The organism is Isoptericola aurantiacus (genome assembly GCF_044769875.1).
In the GTDB taxonomy this organism is placed as follows: domain Bacteria; phylum Actinomycetota; class Actinomycetes; order Actinomycetales; family Cellulomonadaceae; genus Isoptericola; species Isoptericola aurantiacus.
Genome location: NZ_JBJBAE010000001.1, coordinates 1,340,683 through 1,357,490 on the forward strand (window position 1 = coordinate 1,340,683; position 16,808 = coordinate 1,357,490).

The 16,808-nt window shown below is 74.4% G+C and carries 16 protein-coding genes; 4 read left to right on the forward strand and 12 right to left on the reverse strand.

Translation table 11 applies throughout. The features are described 5' to 3' along the window. Positions 1–2: 2 nt before the first annotated feature. The 4 genes from ACIQLL_RS06030 to ACIQLL_RS06045 all read right to left on the reverse strand — a co-directional run bounded on the left by ACIQLL_RS06030 (position 3) and on the right by ACIQLL_RS06045 (position 5,249). A complete protein-coding gene (locus ACIQLL_RS06030) occupies positions 3–2,081 on the reverse strand; it encodes an endonuclease/exonuclease/phosphatase family protein (RefSeq protein ID WP_402464336.1) in 2,079 nt (692 codons plus the stop codon). After that, positions 2,078–2,593 carry an NUDIX domain-containing protein gene (locus tag ACIQLL_RS06035; RefSeq protein ID WP_402464338.1) on the reverse strand — a complete coding sequence of 172 codons (516 nt, stop codon included), beginning with the start codon at positions 2,591–2,593 and terminating at the stop codon, positions 2,078–2,080. The genes ACIQLL_RS06030 and ACIQLL_RS06035 overlap by 4 nt, the downstream gene beginning before the upstream one ends. Positions 2,594–2,599: 6 nt before the next feature. Further along, on the reverse strand, positions 2,600–4,408 hold the full coding sequence (locus tag ACIQLL_RS06040) for an acetyl/propionyl/methylcrotonyl-CoA carboxylase subunit alpha (protein WP_449768905.1): 1,809 nt from the start codon (positions 4,406–4,408) through the stop codon (positions 2,600–2,602). Between the two features lie 163 nt (positions 4,409–4,571). Further along, complete coding sequence (locus ACIQLL_RS06045) at positions 4,572–5,249, reverse strand: Maf family protein (protein ID WP_402464339.1); 678 nt, start codon at positions 5,247–5,249, stop codon at positions 4,572–4,574. A 71-nt stretch (positions 5,250–5,320) separates the two neighbouring features. Between ACIQLL_RS06045 and ACIQLL_RS06050 the strand changes: the two genes are divergently transcribed. After that, positions 5,321–5,935 (forward strand): CG0192-related protein, encoded by a 615-nt coding sequence (locus tag ACIQLL_RS06050; RefSeq protein WP_402464341.1) that lies wholly within the window; start codon positions 5,321–5,323, stop codon positions 5,933–5,935. Here ACIQLL_RS06050 and ACIQLL_RS06055 read toward each other — a convergent pair. From ACIQLL_RS06055 to ACIQLL_RS06085, 7 genes are all read right to left on the reverse strand, one after another. Next, positions 5,928–6,851, reverse strand: a complete 924-nt coding sequence (locus ACIQLL_RS06055) for an AEC family transporter (protein WP_402464343.1) — start codon at positions 6,849–6,851, stop codon at positions 5,928–5,930. The genes ACIQLL_RS06050 and ACIQLL_RS06055 overlap by 8 nt on opposite strands. A gap of 1 nt (position 6,852) precedes the next feature. Next, the gene (locus tag ACIQLL_RS06060; protein ID WP_402464345.1) at positions 6,853–8,598 is read right to left on the reverse strand and encodes a DUF885 domain-containing protein; all 1,746 of its coding nucleotides are present in this window, start codon (positions 8,596–8,598) and stop codon (positions 6,853–6,855) included. A gap of 111 nt (positions 8,599–8,709) precedes the next feature. Further along, positions 8,710–9,441: a tyrosine-protein phosphatase gene (locus tag ACIQLL_RS06065; protein ID WP_402464347.1), complete on the reverse strand. Its 732-nt coding sequence runs from the start codon at positions 9,439–9,441 to the stop codon at positions 8,710–8,712. 127 nt (positions 9,442–9,568) lie between these two features. Next, positions 9,569–10,126: a hypothetical protein gene (locus ACIQLL_RS06070; protein WP_402464348.1), complete on the reverse strand. Its 558-nt coding sequence runs from the start codon at positions 10,124–10,126 to the stop codon at positions 9,569–9,571. Beyond that, the gene (locus ACIQLL_RS06075; protein WP_402464350.1) at positions 10,123–10,362 is read right to left on the reverse strand and encodes an acyl-CoA carboxylase epsilon subunit; all 240 of its coding nucleotides are present in this window, start codon (positions 10,360–10,362) and stop codon (positions 10,123–10,125) included. Before ACIQLL_RS06075 ends, ACIQLL_RS06070 begins: the two co-directional genes overlap by 4 nt. Further along, on the reverse strand, positions 10,362–10,901 hold the full coding sequence (locus ACIQLL_RS06080; RefSeq protein ID WP_402464352.1) for a hypothetical protein: 540 nt from the start codon (positions 10,899–10,901) through the stop codon (positions 10,362–10,364). The genes ACIQLL_RS06075 and ACIQLL_RS06080 overlap by 1 nt, the downstream gene beginning before the upstream one ends. Before the next feature lie 25 nt (positions 10,902–10,926). Next, positions 10,927–12,504 (reverse strand): acyl-CoA carboxylase subunit beta, encoded by a 1,578-nt coding sequence (locus ACIQLL_RS06085; protein WP_402464354.1) that lies wholly within the window; start codon positions 12,502–12,504, stop codon positions 10,927–10,929. A gap of 113 nt (positions 12,505–12,617) precedes the next feature. Between ACIQLL_RS06085 and ACIQLL_RS06090 the strand changes: the two genes are divergently transcribed. Then, on the forward strand, positions 12,618–13,466 hold the full coding sequence (locus ACIQLL_RS06090; RefSeq protein WP_402464356.1) for a biotin--[acetyl-CoA-carboxylase] ligase: 849 nt from the start codon (positions 12,618–12,620) through the stop codon (positions 13,464–13,466). Positions 13,467–13,512: 46 nt separating this feature from the next. After that, a complete protein-coding gene (locus ACIQLL_RS06095) occupies positions 13,513–14,550 on the forward strand; it encodes an adenylate/guanylate cyclase domain-containing protein (RefSeq protein WP_402464358.1) in 1,038 nt (345 codons plus the stop codon). 78 nt (positions 14,551–14,628) lie between these two features. Here ACIQLL_RS06095 and ACIQLL_RS06100 read toward each other — a convergent pair whose 3' ends face one another. After that, the gene (locus ACIQLL_RS06100) at positions 14,629–15,423 is read right to left on the reverse strand and encodes an SOS response-associated peptidase (RefSeq protein ID WP_402464360.1); all 795 of its coding nucleotides are present in this window, start codon (positions 15,421–15,423) and stop codon (positions 14,629–14,631) included. A gap of 96 nt (positions 15,424–15,519) precedes the next feature. Between ACIQLL_RS06100 and ACIQLL_RS06105 the strand changes: the two genes are divergently transcribed. After that, positions 15,520–16,749 carry a multidrug effflux MFS transporter gene (locus ACIQLL_RS06105; RefSeq protein ID WP_402464362.1) on the forward strand — a complete coding sequence of 410 codons (1,230 nt, stop codon included), beginning with the start codon at positions 15,520–15,522 and terminating at the stop codon, positions 16,747–16,749. The last annotated feature ends 59 nt before the right edge of the window (positions 16,750–16,808 follow it).

Here is a 16,808-nt window from a genome sequence, read left to right on the forward strand (position 1 = left end):
CGCTACCCCGCGTCGAGGCGCACCGTGGCCAGGAGCGGGCGGTGGTCCGAGGCCACGACGTCGAGGATCTCGAACGACGTGAACGGCGTCGCGGGGGTCGCGAAGACCCAGTCGACCCGGTACCGCGGCGTCACCGCGGGTGAGGTCAGCGCGGCGGGATCGCCGACGTCGTCCTGCCCGCTGACCAGACCCTGGTCGGTGACGGCCGTGATCTCCTCCCACCCGGGCTCCGCGTTGAGGTCGCCGAGCAGGACGTAGGGGCCGTCGACCGGCTCGGCGTCGAAGATCGCCTCGAGCTGCTCCAGGCGGGTGCTGTGGTTCTGCTCGCGGTGCTGCAGGTGCGTGGTGACCAGACGGACCTGGCCCGCCGGGCTGCGGACGGTGGCGGCCAGCGCGGACCGATCCTGCGGTCCCTCACCGAACGGTAGCTCGATGCGCTGGACGTCGGTCACCTCGACGCGGTCGGGGTCCCACAGCAGCGCGTTGCCGAACTGACGGTCCGCGGCGGGGGACCAGGCCACCTCCCGGCCGGTGGTGCGGGCCAGGTACGTCAGCATGTCCGCGCCGCCGCCGAGGATCCAGCCGCGCGAGACCTCCTGCAGGGCCACCACCTCGGGGTCCGACTCCCGGATCACGGTGGCCAGCGTGTCCAGGCGCACCGACGGGTCGGAGCTCACCCCGTAGTGGACGTTCCAGGTCATCACCGACAGCTCGTCGTCCGGCCCCTCGGAGCCGGCGTGCACCGGCGCCAGCACCCCGAGCACGACGGCGACCCCGGCCAGACCGGCGACCGAACCCGTGAGCAGGGGGCCACCCGCCGTGACCGACGGCACCAGACGGCGGGCGCCGACGGCCGCCGGCAGCGCCACGAGCACCGCGGCCGCCACCGGCACGAGCCCACCGGGGAACGGCAGCGGGACGTCGAAGTCGAGCTGGTAGACCAGCAGCGGCAGGGCGGTGGTCAGGCCGACGACGGCGGCCGCCGCGGCGAGCCGCGCCCCGCTGAGCGGGCGGGCCGGCCGGGTCAACGTCCCCGCCAGGGAGCGCGCGCCGACGGCGGGCAGCAGGCTCGCCGTGATCAGCAGGACCAGCGCCCAGGCCAGCGGGGGGTCCTGCGGCCGGGGCACCGTGAGGAAGAGCAGCCAGATCCCGGCGACGAACGCGATCCCGCCGGTCAGGGGCCGGCCGAGCGGACGCAGCAGGGACAGCGACACCCCGGTGGCCAGCGCCGCCACGACGAGCCCGCAGGCCGCCAGGACGGGCGGGAGCCCGGTGGTCGAGGCCACGAGGGCGGGGTTGGCGAAGACCTGCACGCCCAGGGCGAGGAACGGACCCAGGACCCACAGCCCACGAGCGCTCGGGGCGGAGGGCAGGGCCCGCAGCCGCCAGGCGAACCACACCGCACCGGCGCCCAGCAGCGCGGGCGGGACCCAGCCCGTGGGACCGGGGCGCCAGAACGCGTCCCAGGTCCCGAGCAGCAGTCCGAGTGCTGCGGAGCCGAGCAGCCCGAAGGTGACACCGCGCGCCACCAGCAGACCGTGCGTCAGCGGTGCGCCGTCGACCGCGGCGCGTGGTGGTGCGGCCTCGTCCGTCACGCGCGACGGCACGGCGTCGTCCGCCGCGGGCCGCACGCCGTCCGCCGCGGGCCGGCCGTCGTCGGGAGCGCCGCCCGCCGCCCGCGGCCGGCCGACGCCGGCGGCGAAGGCCGCGACGAGGACCAGCACGCCGATCGCGAGCGCCACCGTGGAGAGCCCTCCGTAGTACCGCACCGCGCCCAGCTCGGGCGCCAGGGGGACCGCGGCGATCCGGACGCCGAGCACCTGCAGGGCCAGGCGCGCGGCCACCAGCAGCGCGACGGCGACCAGGACGACGCGCCCGGTGAGGCGACGCCCCGCGGAGAGGGCGGCGACCACGAGTGCCGGGGCCGCGTAGGTCACCAGGGCGGTGACCGCGGCGATCGCGACACCCTCGGAGAAGGCGCGGTCGAGCAGCGGGCCGCTCGCGCGCACCAGCTCGGCGGTCAGCGCGCTGACCAGGGCGAGCAGGAGCAGCAGGGAGCGGTCCTCGGACGCCGGCCTCACGGCGGCGACGCTATCGCGAACAGGTCGTCCAGGGCGGCGGCGAACGCGGGGTGCAGCGGCAGGCCGGCGATCTCGGCGACCGGGACCCAGCGCACCGCGATGCTCTCGGCGTCCGTGGCGGCGGGTTCGACGCCGGTGCCGGGGCGGACGTCGGCGACGACGGTGGTGTAGGACCAGCTGCCGTGGTCCAGGAGGTGCTCGCCGAGCACCCGCAGGTGGACCCGGTCGAGGCCCGCCTCCTCGGCGGCCTCGCGCTGCGCCCCGGCGACGGCCGACTCGCCGGGCGCCAGCGCACCGCCCGGGATGCCCCAGGTGCCGCCCTCGTGGGACCACGCGGCGCGGTGCTGCAGGACGACGGCGGTCACCGGACCGTCCGTCCGGCCGTCGGGGGCCGGCCCGCGACGCACGAGGAAGAGGCCCGCGGCGCCGTGGAGTCCCCAGTGCCGGTGGTCCCCGCAGCGCACCCAGCCGTCACCGGGGTGGCGGTGGTGCTGCGACGGCGTGGCCGGCACGCCGGATCAGGCGATCTCGCAGATGGCGGTGCCCGCCGAGACACCGGCACCGGGTGCCAGGTCGAGTCCGCTGACGGTCCCGGCACGGTGCGCGGTGATGGGCTGCTCCATCTTCATGGCCTCGAGCACGACGACGAGATCGCCCTCGGCCACCTCGTCGCCGTCGGACACGGCCACCTTGACGATGGTGCCCTGCATGGGGGAGGCCAGGGTGGCGCTGCTCGCGGCCGCACCGTTCCCAGACCGTGCGGCGCGGCGCGCCGGACGACGGCCCGCCTTCGCGGCGTTGGCGCTGCGGGCGCGGCCGGCGGCCATGCCGAGACCCGCCGGGAGCACCACCTCGAGGCGGCGCCCGCCGACCTCGACGACGACGCGCTCCGGCTCCTCGGCGGCCTCCGGCTCGGGTGCCGGGGCCGGGGCGGCCGGGGCGAGCCCCTGCAGCTCGTCGGCGAACTCGGTCTCGATCCAGCGGGTGTGCACCCCGAAGTCCGCCGCGCCCGCGTCCTCCCCGGCGGCCGGGACGAACGCCTCGGCCTCCAGCACGGCACGGTGGAACGGCACGACGGTCGGGATGCCGGCGATCTCGAGCTCGCGCAGGGCGCGCCGGGCCCGCTGCACGGCCTGGGTGCGCGAGGCTCCGGTGACGACCAGCTTGGCGATCATCGAGTCGAACAGACCGGAGATCGCGTCGCCCTCGACCACGCCGGTGTCGACCCGGACGCCGGGGCCCGAGGGCCAGTGCAGGGTGGACACCGTCCCGGGTGCGGGCAGGAACCCGGCGGCCGGGTCCTCGCCGTTGATGCGGAACTCGAACGAGTGCCCGCGCACGCTGGTGGCGTCGTAGCCGAGCTCCTCGCCCGCCGCGATGCGCAGCTGCTCCCGCACGAGGTCGATTCCCGTGACCTCCTCGGTCACCGGGTGCTCGACCTGCAGGCGGGTGTTGACCTCGAGGAAGGACAGCGTGCCGTCCTGCCCGACGAGGAACTCGCAGGTGCCGGCACCGACGTAGCCGGCCTCGGCCAGGATCGCCTTCGAGGCACGGTCGAGCTCGGTCTCCTGCTCGGCGGAGAGGAACGGTGCGGGGGCCTCCTCGACGAGCTTCTGGTGGCGCCGCTGCAGGGAGCAGTCACGTGTGGAGACCACCACGACGTTGCCGTGGGAGTCGGCCAGGCACTGGGTCTCGACGTGGCGCGGCCGGTCCAGGTAGCGCTCGACGAAGCACTCGCCCCGCCCGAAGGCAGCCACGGCCTCGCGCACCGCGGAGTCGTAGAGCTCGTCGATCTCGTCGTGGGTGCGGGCCACCTTGAGGCCGCGGCCGCCGCCACCGAAGGCGGCCTTGATGGCGATCGGCAGGCCGTGCTCGGCGGCGAAGTCGCGCACCTCGGAGGCGTTCGCGACGGGATCCTTGGTGCCGGGCACCAGCGGCGCGCCGGCGCGCTGGGCGATGTGGCGGGCACTGACCTTGTCGCCGAGCGACTCGATCGCGGCCGGCGGCGGGCCGATCCAGGTCAGGCCGGCGTCGATGACGGCCTGCGCGAAGCCGGCGTTCTCGGACAGGAAGCCGTAGCCGGGGTGGACGGCGTCGGCCCCGGAGCGCCGGGCGACGTCGAGCAGCTTGTCGACGTCGAGGTAGGTGTCGGCGGCGCGCGAGCCGTTCAGCGCGAACGCCTCGTCGGCGAGCTGGGCGTGCAGGGCCTGGCGGTCCGGGTCGGCGTACACCGCGACGGAGGCGATGCCGGCGTCGGCGCAGGCGCGGGCGATGCGGACGGCGATCTCGCCGCGGTTGGCGACGAGGACCTTCGTGATGGTGGGCACGGCTCACGGTAACGCGCCCCGGACCCCGCGCCGGTACTCGTGCGGGCCCCGCCGGGAAGTCTGTGCCCGCTGCCAACGCGGATCGGGGCCGTTTGTGCACATCCCACATGGACTCGGCGCGCAGGGCCCGCGGACGGGACGGATCTTGGCGGAATCGACAGGCTCAGCCCGCCGGGGTGCTCCCGCGCAGGGTGCGCCACGGCACGTCGATCTGGTCCAGCAGCTCGCGCAGCAGCGGCAGGCTGACGCCCACCACACCGTGCGGGTCGCCCTCGATCCCCTCGACGTACGGTCCGCCGAGGCCGTCGATCGTGAAGGCTCCCGCCACCTGCAGCGGCTCGCCGGTGGCGACGTAGGCGTCGATCTCGGCGTCGTCCAGGTCCGCGAACCGCACCGTGGTGGACGACGTCGCGCCGAGCGTCGCGCCCGTGCCGCCGTCGTCCGTCTCCCGCACGTCCACGACCCAGTGGCCGCTGTGCAGGACGCCGCTGCGCCCGCGCATCCGCCGCCAGCGATCCCGGGCCACATCCGCCGTGCCGGGCTTGCCGACGATCTCGCCGTCGATCTCCAGCATGGAGTCGCAGCCGAGCACCAGCGCCGAGGACGTCGCGCCGAGCGCCCCGTCGGGATCGTCCTCGAGCCGCCGGGCGACGGACTCGGCCTTGGCCTGGGCGAGGATCAGCACCGCGTCCGACGGCGCCAGGTCCGGGAAGCGGTCCCGGGCGTCCGCGAGCACGGCGTCCTCGTCGACGGCGCTGACGACCACCGTCGGTTCGACGCCGGCGCTGCGCAGCGTCGACAGGCGGGCGGGGGACCGGCTGGCCAGGACGAGGTGCACCACGGACCAGACTCTAGCCGCCGCGGGCGGGAGGTTCGTCGGCGGTCCTGGCGGCACGTGGTGGGATGGGTTCCATGGCCATCCTGCACCGGGCGACGATCGCACCGACCAAGGCGCAGCTCGTCGCGGACTGGTTGCCTCGCCAACCGTGGTTCGCGGGCCCGGCGGGCCCGGTGGTACCCGTGGCGGCTTACCGCTTCGACGACCCGGACGGCGTGGTCGGGATCGAGTCGCACGTGTTCGATGTCGCCGGGCGGGCGGTGCACGTCCCGCTCACCTATCGCGGTGCGCCGCTCCAGGGCGCCGAGCCCTGGCTGGTCGGCACCATGGAGCACTCGGTCCTGGGCACGCGGTGGGTCTACGACGCCGTCGGTGACCTCGTCTACCGCGCCGAGCTGGACCGGGTGATCCGCGAGGGCGACGGCCAGGTCGAGCTGTTCGTCGAGACCCTGGACGGCCCGCAGCGGCGGGAGCCCACCATGCACGTCCGGGGCAGCGGCGCCGACGGCGTCCCGGCCGACGCCGAGATCGTCGTCGTCCGCGACCTGACCGCGGCACCGGCACCTGCACCGTCCGCGGCCTCCGCACCGCCGTCGGGCGTGCTGACCGGTACCTGGCCCGGGCAGCCGTCGTCGGTCGTGCTGGCTCGTCTGGCCGTCGCCGGCCAGGGCGGTCCCGCCGTCAGGTGAGCACCGCCGCAGCGACGATCATCACCACCGGCGAGGCGAGCGTCGTGACGAGCACGGTGTCGCGCGCCAGCACCTCCCCGCGCCGGAAGCGCGCCGCGTAGTTGTAGATGTTCTGCGCCGTGGGCAGCGCGGCGAGCATCACCGCGGTGACCACCCCCTCGGCGTCGAGCCCGAACCCGAAGCGCGCCACCAGGTAGGCGACGGCAGGCATGAGGACGGACTTGAGAGCGGACGCGACCACCGCCGGCGCCCGGCCCTCGTCACCGCGCAGCGGCGTCGACCCGTGCAGCGACATGCCGAACGCGAGCAGGATCATCGGGATCGCGGCGCCCCCGAGGATCTCCAGGGGCGCGAGCACGACGTCGGGCACCGTGGCCCCGGTCAGGGAGACCGCGGCACCGGCCAGCGCACCGAGGATGATCGGGTTGCGCACCGGCTGGCTGAGCACGAACCCCACGGAGACGCGCCGCTCGCTCGTGGCCGAGTCGAGCAGGAGCAGCACCAGCGGGGAGACGACCAGCAGCTGCAGGCCGATCACCGGGACCACCGCCGTGGGGTCCCCGAGCACGTACACCGCCACCGGCAGGCCGATGTTGCCCGCGTTGACGTACCCGGACCCGAGAGCCCCGATGGTGGCCTCCGGGACCCGCAGGCGCCACCACGCGAGGTTCACGACCACGAACACCGCCGCGGTGAGAAGCGCCGCGACGAGCTGCACGAGCAGCGGAGCGCCGAGCAGGGAGCCGAGATCGGCGTCGGCGACCACCGTGAAGAGCAGGGCCGGGCTCGCGACGAAGAAGCCCACGCGGTTGAGCGCCTCCCGGGCGCCCGGGCCGCCGATGTGCAGCCGGGCGGCCACGTAGCCGGCGGCGATGACGACGCCGATGATGCTGAAGCCGGTGAGGACCCCCTGCACGTCAGGCGAGCGCGTCGCGCAGCACGTCGAGCCCGACCGACCCGAGACCCAGGGCGCGGGCGTGGAACGCGCGCAGGTCGAGCTCCTCGCCGCGGGCGCTCGCGAGCGCGCGGGCCTCCTCGCGGGCCTGCTCCCACAGACGCTGCCCGATCTTGTACGACGGCGCCTGGCCCGGCCAGCCCAGGTAGCGCTCCAGCTCGAAGCGCACGAACGCCTCGGGCATGTTCGCGTTGGCCTGCAGGAACGTCCACGCCTTGTCGGCGTCCCACGTCCCGCCGCCCCACTCCGGCGGGCAGTCCTTGCGCAGGTGGACCCCGAGGTCGAGCACCACGCGGGCAGCACGCAGCCGCTGGGCGTCCAGCATGCCGAAGCGGTCGCCCGGGTCGTCCAGATGACCGAGGTCGGCCATGAGCCGTTCGGCGTACAGGGCCCAGCCCTCGCCGTGGCCGGACACCCAGCAGGCCAGCCGGCGCCACGAGTTCAGCGTGTCGCGGGCGGAGACGGCGGCCGCGCACTGCAGGTGGTGGCCCGGCACGCCCTCGTGGTACACCGTCGTCTTCTCGCGCCAGGTGCTGAACTCGGTCTCGCCCGGGGGCACCGACCACCACATGCGGCCCGGGCGGGAGAAGTCGTCGCTGGGCGGTGTGTAGTAGATGCCACCGGTCTGCGTCGGGGCGATCCGGCACTCGATGGTGCGCACCGGTCCGTCGATGTCGAAGTGCGTCCCGGCCAGGTCCTCGACGGCCTGGTCGGCGGTGGTCTGCATCCAGGCGCGCAGGGCGTCGGTGCCCTCCAGCAGGCGGTCGGGGTCGGCGTCGAGGGCGGCGACGGCGTCGGCCACGGAGGCGTCCGGTCCGGCGATCTCGCGAGCGAGTGCCTCCTGCTCGGCCACGATCCGGGCGAGCTCGCCCAGGCCCCACTCGTAGGTCTCGTCGAGGTCGACGGCCGCCCCGAGGAACTCGCGGGAGTACCGCGCGTAGGCCTCGCGGCCGCAGGCATCGTCCGTGGGCGCCTGCGGAGCGAGCTCGGCCTCGAGGAAGTCGGCGAGCTCCCCGTAGGCCTGACGGGCTGCTGCGGCGCCCCGTTCGAGCTCGGCACGCACCAGGCTGCACGCCGAGGAGTCGTCGAGCACGCGAGCGGCCTCGTCGCCGCCGATGAGCACGGTGAAGGCCGACTCGTCGCCGGCCAGGTCTCGGGACTGCTCGACGGCGGCGCGCACCTGACGGATCGCGGCCACGCGTCCCCGCCCGGCGCTCCACGTCAGGGACTCGCGGTACCCGGACAGCGCGTCGGGGACAGCGTTGAGCCGGGCGGCGATGTTCTCCCACGCCTCGACCGTCCCGGTGGGCACGACGTCGAACAGGTCGCGCAGCTGTTGGACCGGGGACTCGATGTTGTTCAGGCTCGCCTGCGGGTCGCCGGCATCGTGCTGCTCGACGGCCAGTCCGACGCGCTCGCGCATGGCGGCCAGGGTGACCCGGTCGACGTCGTCCACGGGAGCCTCTCCGGACGCCTCCAGCTCGTCGAGGCGGCGCAGGAGGGCGCGGTCCAGGTCGGCGCGGGCGTCGTGACCGGCGGGGGAGTAGTCCGGGAGCTCGTGGTCGTGCCCGGGCAGGCCCATCATCGTCGCGGCGATCGGCTCGAGGGCCGCGGCGTCGCGGACGTAGGCGTCGGCGACGGCGTCCAGCGCGGTCGGCGTGCGGAGGCTCGTGCCGGTGGTGGTGGCGTCAGCGGAGTCGTGGGTCACGTCCCGAGGCTATCCCAGGGGCGGGAACCGCTTCCCTGGGTTCCGTCGGCCGTCGAGCGTCTCTGTTCGTGTCGCATCAACCCCTGATGCGACACGAACAGAGACGCTCGATCATGCGGTGTCGGCGGTCAGGAGGTCGCGCAGCCGGCGACGGTAGCTCGTGGAGAGCCCGATCACGTCGAAGGCCTCGTCCGCACGCGTCGCCGCGTCACGAACCAGGGGCTCGGCGCGTCGGAGCCATGCCTCCACCTGATCGGCCGACCATTGCTGTTGCCGGTCCGCGGTCGGTGCGTGGGACGGTCTGCCGGCCATCGCCCGGACCGACACGGCGTAGTCGGCGGCGACGTCGTCCGGGGCGACACCGGCGTGGCCCAGGAGCAGCGCGCTGATCATGCCGGTGCGGTCGCGGCCCGCGCTGCAGTGCACGAGGACGCCCGGGGCGGCATCAGCGACCGCCTCGAGGGCGGTGCGCACTAGCGTGGGAAGGATGCGCCAGTGGTGCGGCCAGTACTCCGGGGAGTCGAGGATCGGGAAGCAGACCCGACGGAACTCGGCGTCGTCGTGGTCCTCCGTGGGGGCGTGGACGACGTCGATGTCGTCGGTCGCGACGGGGTCGACGTCGGGATCACCCGGGCGGGTACCGATCTCGGCCGCGCACCGCAGGTCGACGACGGTGGTCAGGCCCCAGGAGCGCGCCGCCGACCAGCCGGAGCCGGTGAGCTGCTCGCGGCGAGGCCCCCGAGCGATCCGGCCCGGCACGGTCGCGCCGGTCCGGGACCTCGGTGTGGAGAAGCCGCCGAGATCGCGGGCGTTCGGGTAGCCGTCCCAGTCGAGGTCGCGCACCGCCACAACATAGCGACCGGTTGGGTGCGCTGAACGGCGTCGAGCGTCTCTGTTCGCGTCGCACCAGGGGATGATGCGGTGCGAACAGAGACGCTCGATCGACGGGGTGCGTTCCCCGGCGTGGGTGTCAGCGGGCCCGACGGCGCAGATCGTCCGCCCAGGCCCGGTGGTACCGCGCCACGACGACGTCGGAACCTGGCGCCCACCAGACGGCGACCGGGTCGTCGGGACGGGGGCCGGGGGCGTCGTCGGCGTCGACCATCAACGACCAGACCTCCTCCGCGGCCTCGTCGCCGCGCGGATAGGTGAGCAGGCCGCGGAGCATGACGCCACGCCCGACGGGCCGCTCGGAGACCGTGACCGACCCGGTCACCGAGCGCGCGTCGCGACGCAGGGCCTCGGCCGCGGCGGTCTCGTGCGCGATCCGCCGGTCGTCCCGGTAGCGCACCAACGTCGTCACGGCGGTCACCAGGAGGCCGGCCATCAGACCCAGCATGAGCCACATCTCGGCCTCGCCGGACGGCGCGCGCCACAGCCAGCGCACCACGTACACGCCGACCGTCAGCACGAGCGCCGGCACCCAGAGCCACCGGCGCAGCCACCCCGGACGCACCGGGTCGGGTACTGCTCCGAGCGGGGCCTCGACGTCGCGGGCCGAGTCGACCTGCTCCCACCGCACGCTCACGAGCGCAGGCTCCAGCGCCAGGCGTCGACGTTGTGGCGGCCCGCGCGGCCGCCGAAGCTGCGTGCCGTGGCCGCACCGCTGCCGCGCAGGGCCCGGGCGCGGTTCGTCCACTCGTCCACGGGGGCGACGTCGTCGGGCAGGTCCTCCTGCGTGCCGACCGCAGCCAGACCGGCTACGAGCGCCGCCACCTCGAGGTCGTCGGGGGCGCCGCGCACCACCCGCACCTGGGGATCCATCAGTCCTCGTCCTCCTCGTCACCGTCGTCACCGAAGCCCGGCGCCAGCCCGCGCGACGCGGCCCACTCCAGCACCTGGTAGCCGCCCTCGACCAGGCGTGCCGCCGCCTGCTCGCCCGCCTCGTCCAGCAGCTCGATCACGCCGTCGAGCGTCATGGACGCCCCGGCGGGCGGGTCGGCCACGACGAACCCGAGGTAGAACGCCTCGGCCGGGATCGTGCCGTCGGGAAGGTCCTTCTCCTCCGGTGCCTCAGGCACCGTGCCCGGCTCCCACACCGACGTCGTGAGGTCGGGGTGCATGCCGAGCGCGTCGTGCAGCGTGTCGAACACCGAGGCGTTGAGCGTGCCGACCCGGTGCTCCAGGGCCAGGATCCGGGGATCCTCGTCGGCCTCGGCCGCGCCGAACTCGGCCCGTACCCCGACGGCGGCGTCCACGTAGGAGTGCAGCGCCTCCGCCAAGGAGTCCACCGCGCGGTGCATCGGGTCGGGGTCCACGTCGCCGAGCGGTGCCGGGCCGTGGGTCGCGTCCTCGTGGCTCATCGGTCGATCTTCTCAGACGCCGGGTTCACAGCGGGATGTTGCCGTGCTTCTTCGGGGGCAGGCTCGCCCGCTTGGTCCGCAGGGCGCGCAGCGCGCGCACGACCTGCACCCGCGTCTCGGACGGCTTGATGACGGCGTCGACGTAGCCCCGCTCGGCGGCGTCCCACGGGTTGACGATGCGCTCGGTGTACTCGTCGGTCAGGCGCGTCCGCTCCGCCTCGACGTCGAGGCCGTCGTCGCCGGCGGCCTTCAGCGTCCGCCGGTGCAGGATGCTCACCGCGCCCGAGGCACCCATGACGGCGACCTGCGCGGTGGGCCAGGCGAGGTTCACGTCCGCGCCGAGCTGCTTGGAACCCATGACGATGTACGCCCCGCCGTAGGCCTTGCGCGTGATGACCGTGACGAGCGGTACGGTCGCCTCGGCGTAGGCGTAGATGAGCTTGGCACCGCGGCGGATGATGCCGTCGTGCTCCTGGCCGACGCCGGGCAGGAACCCCGGCACGTCCACGAACGTCAGCACGGGGATGTTGAAGGCGTCGCAGGTGCGCACGAACCGCGCGGCCTTCTCGGAGGCGGCGATGTCGAGCGTTCCCGCCATCGACAAGGGCTGGTTGGCGATGATGCCGACGCTCTGCCCCTCGACGTGGCCGAACCCGACGAGCACGTTGGGCGCGTACAGCGGCTGCACCTCGAGGAACGAGTCCGGGTCGAGCACCGCCTCGACGACGGCGCGCATGTCGTAGGGCTGGTTGTCGCTGTCGGGGACGATCGCGTCGAGGGCCTCGTCGTCCGGTGTGACCTCGAGCTCCGGCTCCTCCTCGGGCAGGAAGGTCGGGGCGTCCGACAGGTTGTTCTGCGGCAGGTAGCCGATCAGGTGCCGCGCGTAGTCGATCGCGTCGTCCTCGTCGTCGCCGAGGTAGTGCGCCACGCCGGAGGTCGTGTTGTGCGTGCGTCCGCCGCCCAGCGTCTCGAAGTCGACGTCCTCCCCGGTGACCGTCTTGATGACGTCGGGGCCGGTGATGAACATGTTCGAGGTCTTGTCGGCCATGACGATGAAGTCCGTCAGGGCGGGGGAGTAGACCGCCCCGCCGGCGCTCGGACCGAGGATGAGAGAGATCTGCGGGATCACGCCCGACGCCGCGACGTTGCGCCGGAACATCTCGGCGAACTGGGTCAGCGCGGCCACGCCCTCCTGGATCCGGGCGCCGCCGCCGTCGGAGATGCCGACGATCGGCACGCCGGTGCGCAGCGCGAGATCCTGCACCTTGGCGATCTTCTCGCCGTGCACCTCGCCGAGCGACCCGCCGAACACGGTGAAGTCCTGGGAGAACACGCACACCTGGCGGCCGTCGACCGTGCCGTGCCCGACGACGACGCCGTCGCCCGGCAGCCGCTTGGCGTCCATGCCGAAGTTGCGGCTGCGGTGGGTGGCCAGGGCGTCCAGCTCGACGAAGGATCCCTCGTCGAGCAGGGCCTCGATCCGCTCGCGCGCGGTCTTCTTGCCGCGGGCGTGCTGCTTGGTCCGGGCGGTCTCCTCGGGCTCCGTGATCGCGGCGGCGCGACGGCGCTCGAGCTCGGCGAGCTTGGCGGCAGTGGTGTTCACGCCTGCGACCCTAGTTGGTGGGAAGCGACGGATCGATGCGCGACGGGCCCGCTCGACCGTGGCGATCTTGTCGGTTCCGCACAAAGGGCACGCCGAGGGGCCACGATGGTCCCATGAGTCGCACACCCCTCGACGTGGCCGCGCTGCGCCCGGCGCTGCTGGCCCCGACCGGCCCGCTGGGCGCCGTCGACGTGGTCGACGCCGTCGCCTCGACGCACACCGAGATGGTCGCCCGCGCCCGCGCCGGCGCGGTGGCCTCGGCGGTGCTCGTCGCCGAGCACCAGCGGGCGGGGCGGGGCCGCGCGGGGCGCACCTGGCAGACGCCGCCGCGCGCCGCGCTCACGGCGTCATACCTCCTGCGCCCGCACGTCCCCGCGGGCAGCCTGGGGTGGTTGCCGCTGCTCGCGGGCCTGGCGGTGGTGCGGACCCTGGGCCCCGGCGGGGTGCGAGCACGCCTGAAGTGGCCGAACGACGTGCTGCTGCCGGCCCACGAGGCGGTCGAGGGACTCGGTCGGTACCGGAAGGTCGCCGGTGTGCTGGCCGAGGTGGTGCCCGACGGCGGTGCCGGGGACGGTCCCGGCGTGGTGCTGGGGGTGGGGCTCAACGTGGACCAGGCGGCCGAGGAGCTGCCGGTGCCGACGGCGACCTCCCTGCGGCTGGTGGGTGGCGCGGGCCTGGACCGCGGCGAGCTGCTGGTGGCGTTGACCGGCGAGCTCTTCGCCACCCTGGCGCGCTGGGAGGCGGCCGGTGGCGACGCCGAGGCCGCGGGCCTGGCCGGGGAGTACGCGGAGGTCTCGGCGACGCTCGGCACGCGGGTCCGGGTGGAACCGGCCGGCGGGGGCGACGCCGTCGTCGGCGAGGCGCTGCGGGTGGCCGACGACGGCGCCCTGGTCCTGGCCACGGCGGACGGCGAGCGGGTCGTCACCGCGGGCGACGTCCACCACCTGCGGCGCGAGGAGTAGCGGAACGTCCAGCCGGCTCCCAGGTGGTGCTGGCTACAGTGTGTCGGTGACCAGCGACACCTCCGGACCCGGATCCTCGGCGCAGCGTGAGGACACCGCACGCCTGATCGACGAGGCGATCCTCGGCGGCCCCCGCACCTACTCGTTCGACGACCTCGTCGCCGGGACGGGGATGTCGCCCGAGTTCGTGGAGAACTACTGGCGGTGGCTGGGTCTTCCGGTCACCCCGAGCTCCGAGGCCCGGTTCACGGCGGCGGACCTCGAGTCGTTGCGCGAGATCGGTGGCCTCATCGAGGAGGGCCAGCTGGACGAGCAGGCGCAGATGACGCTGGTGCGGTCGCTCGGCCACACCTCGGACCGTCTCGCCCTGTGGCAGGTCGAGGCGTTCGTGGAGCACCTGGGCCGCCGGTTCCGGCTCGACGACGTGAGCGCCCGCCTCGCCGCGCTCGACCGCATCCCCGGTTTCGCGGACGTCCTCGCGCGCCAGCTCGAGCACGCGTGGCGACGTCAGCTCGCCGCGCTCATGGGGCGGTTCGCCACGGAGTTCGCGGGCGCCGACGGCGCCGAGCCGGCGCCGGACCAGCTGCCGCTGCGGCGCGCGATCGGGTTCGCCGACATCGTCTCCTTCACCAAGCGCACCGCGGGCCTCGGGTCGCAGGAGCTGTCCGAGTACGTCCAGCGGTTCGAGGGGCGCGCCCGCGACGTCATCACCGAGGCCGGGGGACGGGTGGTCAAGACCATCGGCGACGCCGTGCTGTTCGTGGCCGACGACGTCACGACGGGCGCCGAGTGCGCCCTGGGTCTGGCGGCGCCGCACGCCACCGAGGAGGAGATCCCGGTCCGGGTGGGCTTCGTGTGGGGCCGGGTGCTGTCGCGGTTCGGTGACGTGTTCGGCCCGGACGTGAACCTGGCCTCGCGCATCTCCGAGCTGGCCGAGCCGTCGTCGGTGCTGGTGGACCCGCCCACGGCCGCGCTGCTGAGCTCGTCCGCGGGGTACGCCCTCACGGCGCAGGCGCCCCAGGCGGTGCAGGGCATCGGGGAGATCACGCCGGTCCGGCTGCAGCGCGCCTACACCGGGGCGTAGCAGGCACAGCGGGCGCAACGGGCACGGTGCGGCGGCCCCGCAGCGAGCAACGGTGGGACGTCCCGGTGCACCGGGACGTCAGTCGGCCGTGCCGGCGTGCACGACATCGGGGTCGCGGGGGTCGGGGTCCGGCTCGAGCAGCGACGGGTCGTCGTTGCGGACGTTGCCCACCGCGGCGCGCACCGGCCGGGTCGCCATCGGCACCGGTCCGCCGGTGAGCAGCGTGTGCGCCTCCTGCGCGCCGACGGCCGGGTCGAGCCAGCGGTCCCAGGCCTCGCGGGGGAGCGCCACCGGCATGCGGTCGTGGATCGGCTCGAGCCCGCCGCCGGCCGCGGTCGTGAGGATCGTCGTCGACACCAGCCACCGGTCCGGGTCGTCGTCGCCGCGGCTGCGGTCGCGCCAGAACTCGTACAGGCCGGCGAAGGCCGCCACGCCGCCGTCGTCCGGGTGGATCCAGTACGCCTGCTTCGGCGGGGTGCGCGTGCCGGCGGGGGACTCCAGCCGGCGCCACTCGTAGTAGCCGTCCGCCGGCACGAGGCAGCGCCGCACGGCCAGCGGCTTGGCGAACGCGGACTTGTCGAGCACCGTCTCCGTGCGGGCGTTGATCATGCGGGCCCCGATGCCCGGGTCCTTCGCCCAGGACGGCACGAGCCCCCACCGGGCGAGCTGCATCGAGCGGGTGATCTCCCCGGGGACGGTGCCGCCGTCGGCCGTCCGTTCCCGGCGCGGCCGTTCGACGACGATCCGGACGTCGTCGGTCGGGGCCACGTTCCAACGTGGGCCCAGCACGCGGGCGTCCTCGGCGATCTCGGCGATCGCCAGGTCGTCCGCGAGGTCCTGGGAGTCGGTGAACGACGCGTACCTGCCGCACATGCCCCCATCTTCCCCGACGCCACCGACACGGGCGGTGAGGCGCGTCACCGAGAATCCCCGTGGCCGCCGTCGTATCGATTCGATACGATGTCCGCCATGCCCGAGAACTCCGCCGCACCCCCGCGCGCCCGCTCCTCGTCCCGCTGGGTCGTCATGCTCGGCGCGCTCGCGGCGATCCCGGCGTTCACGGTCGACATGTACCTGCCCTCGCTGCCCGAGGTCGCCGCGGACCTCGGTTCCGGAGCCTCGTTCGCCGCGCTGTCGGTCTCGATCATGCTCGTGGGCGGCGCCGCGGGCCAGCTCGTCATCGGGCCGCTGTCCGACCGGTACGGACGCCGTCGGCCCCTGATGGTCGGCCTGGCCATGCACGTCGTCACCTCGCTGCTGTGCGCCGTCGCCCCGAACATGGCCGTCCTGGTCGGCCTGCGGCTCCTGCAGGGGTTCTTCAACGCCGCCTGCGGCGTCGCCGCGATGGCGATCGTGCGGGACCGGTTCGTCGGGTCCGAGGCGGCGCGCATCCTGTCGCGTCTCATGCTCATCATCGGCATCGCGCCGCTGCTGGCCCCCACCTTCGGCTCGGCGGTGGCCGAGCTCGCCTCGTGGCGCTGGGTGTTCGGGTTCCTCGCGATCCTCGGGGTGACGATGGGCTTCGTCGTGTGGCGCTTCCTGCCCGAGACCCACCCCGTGGAACGGCGAGCGACCGGCGGGGCCCGCTCGGTGGTGGGGGGCTACGGTCACCTCCTGCGGGACCGGCACTTCATGGCCCTCGCGCTCCTGCCCGGACTCGGCATGGCGGTGCTCATGAGCTACGTCGTGACCTCACCCTTCGTCTTCCAGGAGGTCTACGGGCTCAGCCACGGGCAGTTCTCCCTGCTGTTCGCCCTCAACGGGGTCGGCCTGGTGGCCTCCGCCCAGCTCAACGCCGCGCTCGTGCGGCGCGTGGCGCCCATCCGGATCCTGCGCACCGCGCTCGTGCTCCAAGGATTCTTCGCCGTGGTGCTCCTGGTCGTGGCGGTCACCGGAGCCGGTGGGCTCGTGGGGCTGCTCGTCGCGCTGTGGTGCGTGCTCGCGTTCACCGGGCTCGTCCCCGCCAACGCGTCGGCCATCGCGCTGTCGCGGCACGGGGAGCGGGCCGGCACCGCCGCCGCCGTCATCGGCGCGGTGCAGTCCGGGGTGGCCGGCATCGTCTCCCCGCTCGCCGGGGCGCTCGGCGGAGGCGCCGTCGCGATGACGTCCGTGATGCTCGGGGCATGGATCTGCGCCGTCGCCGTGCTCGGGCTGGCCACGCCGGCCTACCGGCGCGGGGGATGGGTGCAGCTCGCCTGACGGCCGTCGGACCCCCGCCGGGGCGCCCGATCCCGCCCGCGACCCGCGGCGACCGTCGA

Excerpts from the sequence above, each read along its gene's own strand:
- ACIQLL_RS06090 (WP_402464356.1), top strand. The coding sequence starts at position 12,618 with ATGAGTCGCACACCCCTCGACGTGGCCGCGCTGCGCCCGGCGCTGCTG.
- ACIQLL_RS06105 (WP_402464362.1), top strand. The coding sequence starts at position 15,520 with ATGCCCGAGAACTCCGCCGCACCCCCGCGCGCCCGCTCCTCGTCCCGC.
- ACIQLL_RS06050 (WP_402464341.1), top strand. The coding sequence starts at position 5,321 with ATGGCCATCCTGCACCGGGCGACGATCGCACCGACCAAGGCGCAGCTC.
- ACIQLL_RS06100 (WP_402464360.1), bottom strand. The coding sequence starts at position 15,423 with ATGTGCGGCAGGTACGCGTCGTTCACCGACTCCCAGGACCTCGCGGAC.
- ACIQLL_RS06075 (WP_402464350.1), bottom strand. The coding sequence starts at position 10,362 with ATGGATCCCCAGGTGCGGGTGGTGCGCGGCGCCCCCGACGACCTCGAG.
- ACIQLL_RS06080 (WP_402464352.1), bottom strand. The coding sequence starts at position 10,901 with ATGAGCCACGAGGACGCGACCCACGGCCCGGCACCGCTCGGCGACGTG.